The organism is Spartobacteria bacterium UBA695 (assembly GCA_002298145.1).
GTDB lineage: Bacteria > Verrucomicrobiota > Verrucomicrobiia > Chthoniobacterales > Chthoniobacteraceae > UBA695.
In genome coordinates, this window is the sequence record DBMP01000012.1 from 43,258 (window position 1) to 58,689 (window position 15,432).

The 15,432-nt window shown below is 62.2% G+C and carries 15 protein-coding genes; 3 read left to right on the forward strand and 12 right to left on the reverse strand.

The window, feature by feature from the left end; all coding sequences use genetic code 11:
• The 8 genes from B2828_RS05980 to typA form a co-directional block, all read right to left on the reverse strand.
• A partial coding sequence (locus B2828_RS05980) for a VWA domain-containing protein (protein ID WP_479632788.1) occupies window positions 1-1,634 on the reverse strand: 1,634 nt, incomplete at its 3' end.
• A complete protein-coding gene (locus B2828_RS05985) occupies window positions 1,631-2,656 on the reverse strand; it encodes a vWA domain-containing protein (RefSeq protein ID WP_479632789.1) in 1,026 nt (341 codons plus the stop codon). The genes B2828_RS05980 and B2828_RS05985, both read right to left, overlap by 4 nt.
• Window positions 2,653-3,300, reverse strand: a complete 648-nt coding sequence (locus tag B2828_RS05990) for a DUF4381 family protein (RefSeq protein ID WP_479632790.1) — start codon at window positions 3,298-3,300, stop codon at window positions 2,653-2,655. The genes B2828_RS05985 and B2828_RS05990 overlap by 4 nt, the downstream gene beginning before the upstream one ends.
• 104 nt (window positions 3,301-3,404) lie before the next feature.
• Complete coding sequence (locus tag B2828_RS05995; RefSeq protein WP_479632791.1) at window positions 3,405-4,286, reverse strand: DUF58 domain-containing protein; 882 nt, start codon at window positions 4,284-4,286, stop codon at window positions 3,405-3,407.
• A 47-nt stretch (window positions 4,287-4,333) separates the two neighbouring features.
• The gene (locus B2828_RS06000) at window positions 4,334-5,323 is read right to left on the reverse strand and encodes an AAA family ATPase (RefSeq protein ID WP_479632792.1); all 990 of its coding nucleotides are present in this window, start codon (window positions 5,321-5,323) and stop codon (window positions 4,334-4,336) included.
• A gap of 169 nt (window positions 5,324-5,492) precedes the next feature.
• Entirely contained in the window at window positions 5,493-5,711 is a 219-nt protein-coding gene (locus B2828_RS06005) for a hypothetical protein (protein WP_479632793.1), read from the reverse strand.
• An 84-nt stretch (window positions 5,712-5,795) separates the two neighbouring features.
• Entirely contained in the window at window positions 5,796-6,569 is a 774-nt protein-coding gene (locus B2828_RS06010) for a DUF2262 domain-containing protein (protein WP_479632794.1), read from the reverse strand.
• Between the two features lie 304 nt (window positions 6,570-6,873).
• Complete coding sequence (gene typA / locus B2828_RS06015; protein WP_479632832.1) at window positions 6,874-8,685, reverse strand: translational GTPase TypA; 1,812 nt, start codon at window positions 8,683-8,685, stop codon at window positions 6,874-6,876.
• A gap of 157 nt (window positions 8,686-8,842) precedes the next feature.
• On the opposite strand from typA, the gene rpsT reads away from it, so the two are divergent.
• Window positions 8,843-9,106 carry a 30S ribosomal protein S20 gene (rpsT, locus tag B2828_RS06020; RefSeq protein ID WP_479632795.1) on the forward strand — a complete coding sequence of 88 codons (264 nt, stop codon included), beginning with the start codon at window positions 8,843-8,845 and terminating at the stop codon, window positions 9,104-9,106.
• Between the two features lie 455 nt (window positions 9,107-9,561).
• On the opposite strand, the gene trmB is transcribed toward rpsT, so the two are convergent.
• The gene (gene trmB / locus B2828_RS06025) at window positions 9,562-10,176 is read right to left on the reverse strand and encodes a tRNA (guanine(46)-N(7))-methyltransferase TrmB (RefSeq protein ID WP_479632796.1); all 615 of its coding nucleotides are present in this window, start codon (window positions 10,174-10,176) and stop codon (window positions 9,562-9,564) included.
• Between the two features lie 109 nt (window positions 10,177-10,285).
• Here trmB and B2828_RS06030 point away from each other — a divergent pair, with 109 nt between their 5' ends.
• The gene (locus B2828_RS06030) at window positions 10,286-11,578 is read left to right on the forward strand and encodes an argininosuccinate synthase (RefSeq protein ID WP_479632797.1); all 1,293 of its coding nucleotides are present in this window, start codon (window positions 10,286-10,288) and stop codon (window positions 11,576-11,578) included.
• Window positions 11,579-11,678: 100 nt separating this feature from the next.
• On the opposite strand, the gene B2828_RS06035 is transcribed toward B2828_RS06030, so the two are convergent.
• Both B2828_RS06035 and B2828_RS06040 read right to left on the reverse strand, forming a co-directional pair.
• Window positions 11,679-12,434 (reverse strand): hydroxypyruvate isomerase family protein, encoded by a 756-nt coding sequence (locus B2828_RS06035; protein WP_479632798.1) that lies wholly within the window; start codon window positions 12,432-12,434, stop codon window positions 11,679-11,681.
• Between the two features lie 8 nt (window positions 12,435-12,442).
• Window positions 12,443-13,450: a zinc-binding dehydrogenase gene (locus B2828_RS06040; protein ID WP_479632799.1), complete on the reverse strand. Its 1,008-nt coding sequence runs from the start codon at window positions 13,448-13,450 to the stop codon at window positions 12,443-12,445.
• Window positions 13,451-13,597: 147 nt separating this feature from the next.
• On the opposite strand from B2828_RS06040, the gene B2828_RS06045 reads away from it, so the two are divergent.
• Window positions 13,598-14,413, forward strand: a complete 816-nt coding sequence (locus B2828_RS06045; RefSeq protein WP_479632800.1) for a helix-turn-helix transcriptional regulator — start codon at window positions 13,598-13,600, stop codon at window positions 14,411-14,413.
• A 10-nt stretch (window positions 14,414-14,423) separates the two neighbouring features.
• Here the strand turns inward: B2828_RS06045 and B2828_RS06050 are convergent, their stop codons facing one another.
• Window positions 14,424-15,413, reverse strand: coding sequence for an MlaD family protein (locus B2828_RS06050; RefSeq protein WP_479632801.1), 990 nt, complete (start codon window positions 15,411-15,413; stop codon window positions 14,424-14,426).
• Between the last annotated feature and the right edge of the window lie 19 nt (window positions 15,414-15,432).

Sequence of the window (15,432 nt, forward strand, 5' to 3'; positions counted from 1 at the left end):
GATTGCTGATCCTTGGATTGCTGATCCTTGGACTGCTGATCTTTGGACTGCTGATCTTTGGATTGCTGATCCTTCTGATCGTTTTGGTTCTGCTTGTCGTCCTTCTTTTGGTCGTCCTGTTTTTGCTGCTGGGGCGGCGGGGTCGGCTTGGGCTTGGCCAGTTCGCGCTTGGCGAGGTCGAGATTCTTCTGGGTGTCGGGGTTGGAGGCGTCGGCTTTGAGCGCTTCCTCCAGGTGCTGGATGGAGTTTTTGAGGTCGGTCTTGCGCTCGGTTTCCTGCTTTACTTCGTCGCGCCCCAGGGCCCTCTTCAGCAGCGTGGTGCCGAGGTTGTGCTCCGCTTTGCTGCGCAGCTTCGGGTCGTCGCTCGCGAGGGCTTTGCCAAAGGCCACCGAGGCTGCTTCGAGGTCGCCCTGTGCGTACTGCGTCGTGCCTTTGTCGAATTCCAGCGCTGGCAGGCCGGGGCGGCGCTTGGCCAGTTTTTCGAATTGCGCCTGGGCTTCAGCGAATTTCCCCTGTTGATACAGCTCGACCCCTTCGTCCGCTCGCACCGAGCCCGGCGCGAATGCCAGCGCGGCCAGGCAGGCGGCCACGGCTCCCGGGCCCACGCGCAGCCCTGGCGCTTTGCGACGGCGCTCGTTGATCAAGATGGAGCCGATGAAGAGCACGATGCCGAAGCCGAGCGGCCACTGGTAGCGCTCGATGGGCCGCTTGGCCAGGCGCGAGTCGATCTCCGCCTCCTTCAATTTCCCGAGCCCTGAGTCCACCAGCCGCCGCATCTCCGCGGGGCTGTTTTGCAGGTGGGTGTAGAAGCCGTCGGCACTCTGTGCGATGGCGGTGAGCGTTTTCTCGTCGAGGTGCGATTTCACGAATTGCCCGTCCGGGCCCTTCACGAATTCCGTGCCGCCGTTTTCCCCCGGCACCGGGATGAGCGAGCCGTCCGCCGAGCCGACGCCGACCGTGAAAATATGCATGCTGCCCGCCACCCGCTTAGCCTCTGCGATGGCGTCGGCCGAGAGGTCCTCGCCGTCGGTAAAGATCACCAGCACGCGGCTCTCGCTCTCGCCCTTGCCGAAGGCTTTCACCGCCGCGCGGATCGCCTCGGCGATGTCCGTGCCGCCCAGCGGGATGATCTTCGTGTCCAGCTCCTTTAGTGAATCGAGCACGGCGGTGTAGTCCACCGTCAGCGGGGCTTGCAGAAAGGAGGAACCGGCGAAGGCCAGCAGCCCCACGCGGTCGCCCTGGAGCGAGGAAATCAAGTCCTGCGCGGCCAGCTTCGCCCGTTCCAGGCGGTTGGGTTTGACGTCCGTGGAGAGCATCGAGCGGGAGGTGTCCACGGCGAGGAGCACGTCGCGGCCTTTGCGCTTGGCCTCCTCCAGCGTGAACCCGTGCCGGGGCAGGGCGAGGGCCACGATGAAGCACGCCAGCGCCGCCAGCATGAGCCCGAAGTGCAGCCGCCGCTTAATCTGGCTGACGCTGCCCGCCAGCTCGGCTTGTAACCGGGCGGCGATGAGCTTGGAGAGCGTGGCGGAGCGGCGGTGTTCGCTCCAGACAAAGAGGCCGACTGCCAGCGGTAGAAGCGCCAGCGCCCAAAGCCATTGGGGAGCCCCCCAGGTGATCCAGTGTTCCAGGTTCATGGCAGCCTCCTCCAGATCGTCTGGCCGAGCACGAGCTGTAGTAGGAGCAGCCCCGCGCCCGCGCCGATGAACCATGCGAAGAGGTCGTTGTACTCGCGGTATTGCTTCATCTCGAAGGTCGAGCGCTCCAGCCGGTCGATCTGTTTATAAATGGACTCCAGCGAGCGGGTGTCGGTGGCGCGGAAGAATTGCCCGCCGCCCTTGTCGGCGATTTCCTTAAGTCCCTCGGCATTGAGCGGCTCCACCTTGCCGTAGATCATCCGGCCAAACATGTCGCGCTGGCCCGAGGGGATCTGCGCGTCGCCGTCGCTGCCCGCGCCGATGGCGTAGAGCTTCACGCCGACGGCCTTGGCCGCCTCGGCCGCAGTGGCCGGGGAGATCTTGCCCGCGTTGTTGTCGCCGTCGGTGAGGAGGATTAGGACGCGGCTCTTGGCGTTCTTGTCGCCGCGCAGGCGGTTGCAGGCCGAGGCGATGGCGCTGCCGATGGCCGTGCCGTCCTCGACAAGCCCGATCTTCACGCGGTCCATGTTCTGGAAAAGCCAGTCGTGGTCGAGCGTCAGCGGGCTGACCAAGTAGGGCCGCCCGGCAAAGGCGATGATGCCGATGCGGTCACTGGGTCGGGCTTCGATGAAGTCCTGCGTCACTTTTTTGACCACGTCGATGCGGGCCGCCGCCTGGCTGCCGATGGTGAAGTCCTCGGCCTTCATGGAGCCGGAGACGTCCAGGACGAGCATGATATCGATGCCGCTCGCCTCGACGTGCTTGAGCGTGTGGCCTTTCTGCGGCCGGGCGAGGGCGGTGATCAGGCAGGCGAGGGCCAGGAAACGCAGCCCGGTGAGAAACCACCCTTTGCGGCTCCGGACCGGGTCGCCGAGGGTGCGCAGCGCCTCGGTGCTGGAAAAAACGACCGTGGGCGCGCCGCCGCGCTGGCCTTTCAAAAACGAGAGAAGCGGAATGAGAAGCAGCGCCAGGAGCCACCACGGGTTGGCGAAGCTGATGCCGAAGCCGTCGAAGGGGTTCATTGCGCGCGCCCTCCTTCCACGAACCGGGCTGCTTGTTCCAGGAGCCCCTCGCTGTCGGCGGAGGTGGCGGCGAGCCGGGCGAATTTGATGAGGTCGGCTTTTTCCAAAAACGCGGCCAGGAGGGCCTTATCCGCTTCGGAGAATCGGGGGCTGGCGGCGGCGGCGGCGAGGAACTCGGGCGAGGTCTGGCGCGTGGCGCGGACTCGGAATTCTTCGCTTACAAAGGAGCGCAAGGCGTCGGAAACTTCGACGCTGAACGGGTAGGGTTCGATCTGGCCGATCCGTTCGCGCAGGCTCTCCAGGACGGCGAGGGCACGCTGGCGCGGGGTGGGCGGCGGCGGGCCCGGGCGGCTCCGCAGGTAGTGCACAATGGCCCAGACGATCCCGGCCAGGAGCAGCACGGCGAGGGTCGCGGCAATGGCGACCATCCACATCGGGTAGGGAAAGACGGGCACGGGTGGGGCGATGGGGGCCAGGTCCACGGGCGTGGGCGAGGGGGCGGGTGCGGCGCTGCTGCCGGGGTTTTGTGGCAGGGTGATCTGGGCGCGGGCGGCGGCGGCGGTGAGCAGGCAGGCGGCTAGGATTCCACACGAAGGCGCGAAGACGCGAAGGCACGAAGGAAGACGAGAAGAGACAATCCGCAATGGAGTTGCGGGCGCAAGCGCGTGCCCAAATGGAGTTTGGGCACGAGGAGCAGGCGTATGGCCTTCTCGCGCGTTAGCGCGAACTGGGTCAAGCGTCACGCTTGTCATCTCCGCCTCCTTTCGCGGGTGCGGAAGAAGGTGCGCAGCGAGGGGAGGTAATCCTCGTCAGTGGCCAGGGCGATGGCGTCGATGCGTTTGCGTCGGAAGGTCTTGCGCCATTCCTCGCGCCGCCGATCCACCAGGTTCACATAGGCCGCTCGTACCGAGGCGTCCGAGGTGTTGACTTCGATCTGTTCGCCCGATTCGGCGTCCTCGAAAATAACGATCCCCGCGTCGGGCAGCGCCCCCTCGCGCGGGTCGCGCACCGGCATGGCGATCAAGTCGTGCCGCCGGGCCGTCGCGCCCAGTTCGCGGTCGAACGGGGCCGTCTGGAAATCGGAGAGCAGGAAAACGACCGATTTGCGCGTTAGCACGCGGTTCAAATACCGCAGCGCCTCCGCCGGGGCCGTCCCGCGCCCCTTCGGCTCGAAAAAGAGAATCTCCCGGATGAGCCGCAGCGTGTGGATGCGTCCCTTCTTCGGCGGGATGTAGAGCTCCACGTGATCCGAGAACAGCATGAGGCCCACTTTGTCGTTGTTGCGGATCGCGCTGAAGGCCAACACCGAGGCCACCTCGGCGGCCAGTTCGCGCTTGGAAAGCTCCACGCTGCCGAACGCCCCGGATGCGCTCACGTCCACAATGAGCATCACCGTCAGCTCCCGCTCCTCGGTGAATTTCTTCACGTAAGGGTGGCCGAGCCGTGCCGTGACGTTCCAGTCGATCGTGCGCACTTCGTCGCCCGGCTGGTACTCGCGGACCTCCTCGAAATTCATCCCGCGCCCCTTGAATACGCTTCGGTATTGCCCCGCGAAGGCCGTCTCCACAAGGCCCCGAGTCTTAAGCTCCAGGTGCTGGATTTTGGATAGAATGCGCTTGGCTTCCTGCATGGAAAATCTCCCTCGTCTCCGCGTCTCCGTTTCTCCCTAGTCTTCCCCTAAGGCACGGGCAGACCGGCGAAAATGCGCTCGATGATCTTCTCGCTCGTCACTTCCTCGGCCTCGGCCTCGTAGCTGACGATGATGCGGTGGCGCAGCACATCCTGGCCCACGCCCTTGACGTCTTGCGGCGTCACGTAGCCCCGGCCCGCGATGAATGCCCGGGCGCGGGCTGCCAGCGTCAGGGCGATCGTCGCGCGCGGTGAAGCGCCGTAGCGGATCATCCCGTCGAGCGGCAGCTTGTAATCCGCCGGGGTGCGGGTGGCGAAGACGACGTCCACGATGTAGTCCTTCACCCGGTCGTCCACGTAGATTTCGTTCACGATCGAGCGGGCCTGAATGATGTCGGAGGGATCAACCACCGGCGTCACGTCCAGCTTAGGCGCGGAGGTGGCCATGAGGTCGAGGATCTGCCGCTCCTCCGCCTTGGTCGGATAGCCGACGCGCAGTTTGAGCAGGAAACGGTCGAGCTGCGCCTCGGGGAGTTGGTAGGTGCCCTCTTGTTCCAGCGGGTTCTGGGTCGCCAGGACCAAGAACGGATCGGGAAGCTTGTAGGTGGTCTCGCCGATGGTCACCTGGCGTTCCTGCATGGCTTCCAAGAGCGCGCTCTGGACCTTCGCCGGAGCGCGGTTGATTTCGTCGGCCAGGATCAGGTTGGAAAAAAGCGGCCCGTGCTTGACGGAAAAATCGCCCGAGCGCGGGTTGTAGATCATCGTGCCGACGAGATCGGCGGGAAGGAGATCGGGGGTGAACTGGATGCGCTGGAAGCCTGTCTGGATGCCCTGGGCCAGCGTCTTGACCGTCAGCGTCTTGGCCAGGCCGGGGACGCCCTCCAGCAGCACGTGGCCGTTGGTGAGGAGCCCGGTTAAGAGCCCTTCCACAAGGTACTTCTGGCCCACGACGACGCGGGACACTTCCGCCAGCAACGGGGCGATCCATCGGCCCGCGTGCCGGACTTCAGCCGTGATTTCTTCAGTGGTTTTCGTCATGTATCGTTTTCAGACAGCGTCTGGGGGTGAAATGTTCGAATATTAAGGAGTTTAATCCAGCTCCCCTAGCGGTCAACACCCTATGCCCCAACGACAAAGGCACGAAGAACAAGGTGCTCTTCGTGCCTTTGGAAATCTCTGATTCCATCATCACACCCTTTTGCTGGCTTCACGGGTCTCTTTTCCCATCGCAGAACGAGAGGCAAAAACTGATGGCAACGAGCCATAGCCCTATCCACCAAAAAGGCATGAAATAGCCATGAAACGCATGTTCCGCATAGCGGAAGGTTTCACTTGCTTTCGGCTCCGTGGAAACAAGGCCCAACTCCAGCATCATCTTTACAAGAATACCGTCTGTGGCCGCAGTAGACGCATAAACGAGCAGCATGCAAAGAAGCCCACTCACTCCAACAATGAGGTGCAGTAGACGCCGTAAAAGCCGGACTTTATTCATGGGGAGAAAATCACCACCTTAGCCAGCGAGATCTGCACGCGTGGGACCATCTTGAAGGTTGCCTACTACGAAAATGGAGTGCCCCCAAAAAAGATTGCCGTCGTTATACCAGAACTCGAATCCTCCTTCGGCATCTAGTGAAATCGTCTCAAGCTCCAGCGCGTTGGCAAAATCTTCTCCAGCCAGTTCTTTTTCGTCTTCGCCCAACCATGCCGTGTTCTTTAATTCCAGAAGCTCTTCAAGGATATAATTAGTCATCCTTTGTTGCCACTCTGCTTGCGCTTTCCAAAGGCTATGAGCAGCGGCAAGAGCCTCTTTTCCCGGTTCCGTATTTTTCGCCGGAATGGTCAAATTGATCGAGTGGCCCATCCAATCTATGTTTGCTTCATACCAGCCATAGCGCTGATTTAGCTTCAATGACCCAAAAGTCGAATCTTTGAAAATCACAGGTTCTTGAAGCTTTCGTGCATACTCATTGAGGTCATGGGCCGGGGAATATGGCCCGACGAGTTCAACGAGCTGGGCTCCATTTTCTGTTATGCGGCCTTTAATGTGGACAACATCGTAGGGATGAAAACGTTCCTGTGTGATGCCAATGATTTCGTCCTGAACCTTTTTGGAAACCTTCAATGCCTTCTCTTGTAATGTCTGATCAGGGTATTTCCATGCGGCCAGGGTGAATTGCAGCGTCCAAAGCTCCTCCCCTCGCGTCTTTACTCCTGTTACGCCATCAGGCCCCATCACGCCGAAAATATCGACAACATCGGGAGAGTGCGACTCGGGGGATTCCATGTGTAGCTGCCTATACTACAGGGTACCTATTTTCAAGTATCAATGGGTATCCTTGATATAAATCGAAGGCTTTCCCACCCGTAACGAATCAGAGATTCGCAGACAGAAGACGTTCCCAATCCGGAGATTGGGAACGAGGAAATCGTTCGGCCATGGATTGCCGAAGCAATTCGACGGGAATTGCTTCGGCGCGTCCATCATCAAGCGCTTGCAGCCGCGCTCGAATTTCAGAATCCCAAGCCTCGGTGAAAACATCTTCCATGTCTTTTTCCTCAAGTTCCTGAGTTCCTGATAAAAATCGTTCTTACGCCTTCTGCGCCCGTTTGCGGGCGTTGGCGTCGAGGATCTTCTTGCGCAGGCGCAGGCTCTTGGGGGTCGCTTCGACGTATTCGTCCGGCCCGATGTATTCGAGCGCGCGCTCGAGGGTCATGATGACCGGGGCCGCCAGGGCGATGCCTTTGCCGTCGCCGCTGGAACGCATGTTGTTGAGCCGCTTGGCCTTGCACGGGTTCACGGGCATGTCGTCGGGACGGGCGTTTTCGCCGATGATCATCCCGGCGTAAATGTCCTCTTGCGGCCCAATAAAGAGCCGTCCGCGCTCCTGGATGGCTTCCAGGGAGTAGCTCATGGAGACGCCTTGTTCCATGGATACCAGCACGCCGTTGTAGCGGGTGGGGATGTCGCCCTTGTGCGGGGCGTATTCCTTGAAGATATGCGACATGATGCCGAGGCCCTTGGTGCAGTTGATCAGGTCCGTTTCGAAGCCGATCAAGCCGCGCGTGGGGACTTCCGCCTCCACGGTGACGGTGGTGGCCTGGTGGTTCATGCTGATGATGTTCCCCTTGCGGGTGGCCAGCGATTGCAGGATCGCGCCCAAGTCGTTGGAGGGGACGTCCACGTAGACGCTTTCAATCGGCTCCAGGAGGTTGCCCTTTTCGTCGCGGTGGAAGATGACTTCCGGGCGGGAAACCAGGAGCTCGAAGCCTTCGCGCCGCATTTGCTCCACCAGGATGGCGATCTGCATTTCGCCGCGGGCCTGGACCTCGAATTGCCCGGCGATGTCGGTGTCGCTGAAAATGATGGAGACGTTGGTACGGGTCTCGCGCACGAGCCGCTCGCGGATCTGGCGGGCCGTTAAGAGCTTGCCTTCGCGTCCGGCCAGCGGGCCGTCGTTGATGCAAATGCCCATGGTGATGGTGGGCGGGTCGATGTCTACGAAAGGCAGCGGCAGGCGCTCCTCGGTGTCGGTGATGGTTTCGCCAATGTAGACGTCTTCAAAGCCGGTCAGGCCGACGATGTCTCCGGCGGCGGCGTGTTTCAGCTCCACTTTCTGCATCCCTTTGTAGCCAAAGAGGGCGGTGACGTTGCTCCGTTCGCGGCGGCCGTCTGCGTGAATACAGACCACCGTGTCGCCCACGCTGACCCGACCGCTGACGATCCGCCCGTAGGCAACGCGCCCGAGGTAGTCGGAGTAGTCGAGGTTGGAGGCGATCATCTGGAAGTAGTTGACGTCGGACTTCGCGGGCGCCGGGATGTATTTGGCAATCGCCTCAAAGAGCGGCTCCATGTTTTCGGACTTTTCGCCGATTTCCTTCATGGCGTAGCCGTCGCGGGCGCTGGCGTAGACGACGGGGAAGTCGAGCTGCTTGTCCGTGGCGTGGAGTTCGAGGAAGAGCTCAAACACCTGGTCCAGCACCTTGTGGGGCTGGGAGTTTTCGCGGTCGATCTTATTAATGACCACGATCACCGTGGCGCCGTTGGCCAGCGCCTTCTTTAATACAAACTTGGTCTGGGCCTGCGGGCCGTCTTTGGCGTCCACCAGGAGCAGCACGCCGTCCACCATTTTCATAACGCGCTCGACCTCGCCGCCGAAGTCGGCATGGCCGGGGGTGTCGACGATGTTAACGTGATAGCCTTTCCACTCAAAGGAAGCATTCTTCGCACGGATGGTGATGCCTTTTTCGCGTTCCAGGTCCATGGAGTCCATAATGCGCACCTCCTGCGAGATGGCTTGGTTGGCGCGGAAGGTGCCCGACTGCTTGAGCAGCTGGTCCACCAGGGTAGTTTTGCCATGATCGACGTGGGCGATAATGGCTATGTTGCGGATTTTCTCCATGAGTGTAGTCGGTAAATTCTTATTCAAAAGGGTCGGGAATATGCGGTCTGTAGGGTCAGGAGTCAAACCGATTAGAGTAAATTCTTTGTGTCTGGTGTTGACAAGCGCCCCCGGGAAGTGCATTTTCCGCGTCCTTTCCTTTCGTAAAAGATAAGCCATGGCCAATACCAAATCCGCAGCCAAACGCGCTCGCCAGACCGAAGTCCGGACTGCGCAGAACCGTGCCGTTCAGAGCACCATCAAGACCTTTGCCAAATCCTTCGACACCGCCGTTAAGGCCGGGAACAAGGAAGAGTCCAAAGCCGCCTATGCCAAGCTGACCTCGGCCCTCGACAAGGCCGCCAAGGAAGGCCGGGTTCACCAGAACCTCGCCGACCGCCGCAAGGGCCGCCTCGCCAAGAAGCTGGCCGCGCTTGCTTAAGGCAAACCGCTTGTAGATTTTAAGAGCACAAGCTCCTTTAGAGGGGCTTGTGCTTTTTTTTGTGAAAAAAGGGGGAGGATTTTACACAGAGGAGACGGAGGTTTTGAGCTTTGGTGCCGGAATGCCCGAGGGGGCGGGTTCCCCCCTGGCCTGCCAGCGCCCCTTCAGGGCGCGAACCTTTTTCTTCCCGGTGGTCCCAGGGCGTTGCCCTGGGCTATAGAACCCCGTGCGCTTTCAGCGCACCCCGCAACCCTCTTCCCCCCCTCCGTGTCCTCTGACTCGAAAATAGGTGCCCTATAAAAAAGGCAGAGGGCTCACGCAAAGACGCAAAGGCGCAAAGAGTCCTGCCTTTCTTTGCGCCTTTGCGCCTTTGCGTGAGTATCAATATCCCCTCTCTTTTTTCACGCCGCGTGGTGCCCCCCCTGTGGTGCATGGGAATCTGTGGTGCAATTCCCCTACCCCCGCCGGAGCAGCGCCCGGAAGATCGGCTGGCCCTTGGCGCGGTATTGGCGCTCGAAGTCGGTTTGCGGGTATTCCTCGCCCGGGTCCCACGGTTCCTCCACAAAGCCCGGGTGAGGCTCGAAGACTGCCCGCATGTGCTTGAAGTAGTCCTCGTTATCGGTGGTCAGGCGCAGTTCGCCCCCGGGGACCAGCGCCCGGTGCACCACGTCCAGGAACTCCGTCTGAATCAAGCGGTTGCCGTGGTGGCGGCGCTTGGGCCACGGGTCCGGGTGCATGATGTGGAAGACCGTCACCGACCCGGGCGGCAGGAGGTAGCGCACAAAGTAGTGGCTCTCGATACGCAGGGCCCGGCCGTTGGGCGCGGCGATGCGGGCCAGCTTGCGGCAGATTTTCGTGAGCCGCCCGAGCAAGCGCTCCACGGCCAGAAAGTTGCGCTCCGGGTGGCGCTTGACCATCTCCAGGATGAAATCCCCGTCGCCCGCGCCGAGGTCGATCTCCAGCGGAAGGTCCGAGCGGCCCGGGAACACCGCCGCGAGATCGAGGGGAACGCAGTAATTCTCGGGAACATACTCCAGTGAGTCGGGCGGAACGAGGAAGACGGATTGCATCGGATGGCGGTAGGCTTGAGCAATCTATTGCTAATTGAGCCCCGGCGATTGGCAATCTTTTACGAATTTCTTGGCGAAGGGGCGCATTGATGCTTCAATCGGCCCCTCTATGAAAATCGTCTGTGCGTACTCCGGCGGGCTCGATACGTCCGTCCTCCTTCAGTGGTTGAAACAAACCTATAATGCCGAAGTCATCGCGTTCTGCGCCGACGTCGGCCAGGAAGAGGAGCTTGACGGCCTCGAAGCCAAGGCGCTTAACACCGGCGCTTCCAAGTGCTACATCGACGATCTCCGCGAGGAATTCGCCCGCGACTTTATTTTCCCGATGATCCAGGCCGGGGCCGTTTACGAGAGCCAGTACTTCCTGGGCACCTCCATCGCCCGCCCGCTGATCGCCAAGCGCATGGTCGAGATCGCCCGCAAGGAAGGGGCCGATGCCGTGGCCCACGGCGCCACCGGCAAGGGCAACGACCAGGTTCGCTTTGAGCTGACCGCCGCCGCCTTGGCTCCCGAGCTGGAGGTCATCGCCCCGTGGCGTCAGGACCGCTTCCGCCAGCAGTTCCCCGGCCGCGCCGAGATGATCGCCTTTGCCGAAGCCCACAACATCCCCGTCCTCGCCTCGGCCAAGAAGTCCTACTCGATGGACCGCAACCTCCTCCACATCAGCTACGAGAGCGGCATTCTGGAGGACCCGTGGTTCGACGCCAGCGCGCCGGAGTCCAAGGACATGTACAAGCTTTCCGTCAGCCCCGAGGATGCCCCGGACAAGGCCGAGTATATCGAAATCGCTTTTGAAAAAGGCATCGCCCGCGCCCTCAAGGTGGACGGCTTGGCCGAACTGCTCGCTTCCCAGGGCTACACCGGCGACACCAAGGCCGACGCGGAAGGATTCGTCATCCTGTCCCCGCTCTGGATCATGAAGGTCCTCAACACCCTCGGTGGCAAGCACGGCATTGGCCGCGTGGACCTCGTGGAAAACCGCTTCGTCGGCATGAAGAGCCGCGGCGTCTACGAGACCCCCGGCGGGGCCATCCTCCTCTTTGCCCATCGCCAGATGGAGACCCTCACGATGGACCGCGAGGTCATGCACCTGCGCGACGGCCTCATCTCGAAGTATGCCGAGCTGGTTTACAACGGCTTCTGGTTCTCGCCGGACCGCTACGCGCTCCAGGCGCTCGTCACCGAGTCGCAGAAGAACGTCACCGGCACCGTGCGCCTCAAGCTTTACAAGGGCAACCTCATCACCGCGGGCCGCAAGAGCCCCGTCAGCCTCTACAACCCGCACATCGCGACCATGGAGGCCGACCCGACCCAGGCTTACAACCAGGACGACGCGACCGGCTTCATCGCCCTCAACGCGCTGCGCCTGAAAGTCGCCGCCCGCGTTCACGGCCAGGCGTAAAACGCGCCCGCCGCGATCTTCATAGATCCTTAGAAAACGAGCCCATGGGAGTGATTTCCCATGGGCCCGTTTTTTTTACGCGCTAGTCTATTGGGCGCGCCTATTGCATCAGCACCGCCAGCTCCCGGAGGGGATCGCTCCCTTTGGGCGGGATGAACTCGTGCGTTACGTAGCCGGTATAGCCGGTTTCCATGATCGCATTGAAAATGGCTGGGTAATACAACTCCTGCGTGGAGTTGATCGGCCCCCGGCCGGGGTTGCCCGCCGTGTGGTAGTGCACGAAGCGCGGGTGATGATCCTGGATCGTCCGGATGATATCCCCCTCCATGACCTGCATGTGGTAGATGTCGTAGAGCAGGCCGAACCCGGGCGAGCCGACCCGCTCGCAGAGGCGCAGGCCCCAGGCGGAGTGGTCGGCCTGGTAATCGGGGTGGTCCACCTTGCTGTTGAGCAGCTCCATCGCGAGCGTTACCCCGACCTCGGCGGCGCGCGGGGCCACGCGGCCCAGCGTTTCGGCGCAAATCGCCAGGCCGGTCTCGTCGTCCAGGCCGTTGCGGTTACCGGAGAAGCAAATCAGCACCGGGATCTGCCACTGGGCCGCTTTGTCGATATTGGCCAGCAGCTCGTTTTCGATGCGCCGGGTGTTTTCCCTCCGGTTGAGGCCGTCCTCGATTGTCCCGTGACCGTTGACCGCCGCGATGCGCAGCCCGTGGTCGCGGGCCAGAGGCCAGAGCGCTTCGTCGATGAGGTCCACGGCGCGGTAGCCGAGCCTGGCCGCGCCTGAAAGGAGCACCTCGGGCTCTACGCCCCGGTTGGCGAAGCACCACCAGGAAAAACCAAATTGCAGCTGTTTCATTTTAGTCATTACAGGCTCCAGTTGAAGAGGATGCCCATGGTGTGGGCCCGGTCGCGGTTGGCGACGGCGTAGGCTTCCTCGCAGTCGGCTGGTTTGAAGACATGGGTATTGAGCCCGTCGAGCGCGAAGCGGCCGCTGCTCGCCAGGGTGAAGAAAAGGCGCGTGATCGAGGCTTCGTTCCACTCCGGGGTGTTGTGGCAGTCGTGAGCGCCGACGATTGTCAGCCCCCGCGTGATGACGTCCGGGGTGAGGTGCTGCTGGCCGGGCCGCCCGGTGTCGCCGAGGACCACGACGCGCCCGTACTGGGCCGCGAGCCCCTGGGCCGCCGCGAAGACTGCCGCGTTGCCCGTCGAGTCGATGACCAACCGGGGAAGCTGGCCGCCGTTGCCTGCCAGGACTTCTTCGCGGGCCGCCTCGATGGTGTTGGCGATGGTGGCCGTTGCCCCGCCCGCCTGGGCCATGCAAAGGCGGCTGGAAAGGCCGTCAGCGACGATGATAGCAGCCGCGCCCGCCGCCCGCGCCCAGCGCACGGACATCTGGCCGATGGGGCCCGCGCCGATGATGAGCACGCTGTCGCCGAGGCGGTATTCGGCGACTTTTGCCCCGTGGAAGGCGATCTTGGCCAGGGCGAACCAGACGGCTTTTTCAAAGTCGAGCCCATCGGGGATCGGGTAACAAGAGGCGGCGTTCACGTTGGCGTGGGAGGTGTGGCCGGAGCGGTAGGCCACGCGGTCGCCGGGCTTGAGCGTCGTGACGGCGGCTCCGGCGGCCTCGATGGTTCCCACGTTGCAGTAGCCGGGGTAGAAGGGGTACTTCACCCAGTTGTCCCAGTGGGTGCCGGGGTCGAAGAGGCGGTTGAAGACGATGTTCTCCGTCCCGATGCTCATCAGCGAGACGTGGGTGCGGATCCGGACTTCGTTTTCGGCGATGGGGGGGAGTTCGTGGTTTTCGAGTTGGACGGCTTGTTTGCCGGTAAAAACCAGGCGTTGGGCGGCGGTTTGGGATGCGTTTGGCATGACTTCCAAAAACCACCTTTCCCGCCGGTTTAGCGATTCGAATAAATGGCGTTTTATTGTGGATTTCGGCGGTTACTGGAGCGGTTTGATCGAGAAATGGATTAACGGTTTGTAAATTCCGGTGAACGGCGATATTCCTTTCCGTGCATGATCCCTCTTGATTCCTGGTCCCGGTTTCTCGCCCGGCAGAGCGAGTGCCCTTCGCTGGAGTATGTCCACGGAATGCGCCACCCGGTGCAGGGCGGGACCTCCTGCGGCTTGCACGATCACCCGGAGTTCGAGATCGTTTACCACCCCCGGGGGCGCGGCGTGACTGTGCTGCGGGACGGGACGGTGCTGCCCTTTAAGGAAGGCGGTGTCGTGGTGTACGCCCCGCTCGTGGGGCACAACCAGGAGATGGAGGCCAGCGGGGAGGACCTTTGCGTGCAAATCTCGGCTCCCGCCTCGGAAAAGCTGCCCGTGGGCGCTCTTTATTTGCCGCATTTTGAAAGCCGGTCGTTGCGCGAGGAGCTTCACTTGCTTTCCCTCGGCCTGCCCCGGCTGACGAAGACCGAGCAGACACTCTTTAACCTGCGGGCCACGGCGCTGCTGCTGGAGCTGATCCACCTGGCCTGCTCCCGGCGCGACCATGACGAAGCCCCGGCTGCCGAACAGCATGTTCTGCGAGCCGAGCAGTTCATCCGCGAACGCTTTGCCGAAATCCGCTCGCTCGACGAAGTGGCTGCCCACCTGGGCGTGACGCACGACCACCTGCGCCATGTTTTTAAGACGTTGCGGGGGATCTCGCTCATCCGCCACCTTAACGAAGTGCGCATCGAACGGGCCGAGACGCTCCTGCACCACTCGCGCCTGCCGCTCAAGCAGATCGCCACACTCTGCGGCTTTAAGGACGAGTACTACTTCTCGGCTGTCTTCCGGCAGTTCACCCAGTCAAGCCCGGGCGATTACCGCCGCCGAGCGTGACCGGACCCGCTTACCGCGCCGGGAGTTTCACCGGGATGCACTTCGGGGTGGGCGAGCATTGGGCCGCCTTTTCATCGCCGGGGTAGGTCTTCTTGGAGGGCCAGATGAGCCGCCACGGTTCGCGCTTGATGGTGTCGGTGAACTGCTCGGCGTTTTGCACCGTTTTCGAGATGCACGGGCGGATGCAGTTGACGCTGGTTTTGATGCCCCGGGTGGTCGAGCGCAGGTTCTCGCTGGCCCGGCGGAAGTTGTGCAGCGAGGCGCTTACGTCCGGGTTGTCGGCGAGCTGGCCGGTGAAGCGCTGGGCGTTTTGCAGGGTCATCTTGAGCGGGCCGTCGTCGCAGGTCAGCGATTTCAGGTTATCCAGCGTGCAGCGGAGCGGTCCGCTGCTGCCGGAGAGGCAGACCATGTCGCCGCTGAACTGGCGGAACTGGGCCAGGGCGTTGGCCAGGTCGGAGTTGGGCGCGGTGAGGCCTTTGACGTTGTCGCTGGTGGCCTGGATGCTCTGGATGGCGGAGCGGGCGTCGGCGATCACGGGGTCGATCTTTTCGAGCACTTTCGCGCCCGCCTCGGTGAGGCCGAGCTGGCGCTGGCCGATGTAGGCGGTGTTCGTCGGGGCGAGGCCGGAGGTTTGGTTGCCGCGGGCGAAGTCGATCACCTGCTCGGCCAGCAGGCTGTATTGCATCATCGTCACCTGCTCGTCGTAGAAGATCTGCGCGCGCGGGTCCACGGCCACCTCCACCATGGCTTCCAGCCCCGGCTTGGGCCGGTCCTCGTCGGGCACGGGCGTGACGACGCGCGCGACCTGCCCCACCTTGCGCCCCGCCAGCATGACCGGCGCGCCGACGTTGATGCCGTTGGCGTTGTCGAAGTAGACGCGGTACATGGTTCGCTGACCGGAAAGCCCGGGGGCTTGCAGGTAGATCAGTACGGCTGCCAGGATGGTGGAGGTGAAGACCACCAGGAGACCGGTTCGCAACTCGTCACGGACAACTGCCATGTGTGCCTCTCATTCCAAT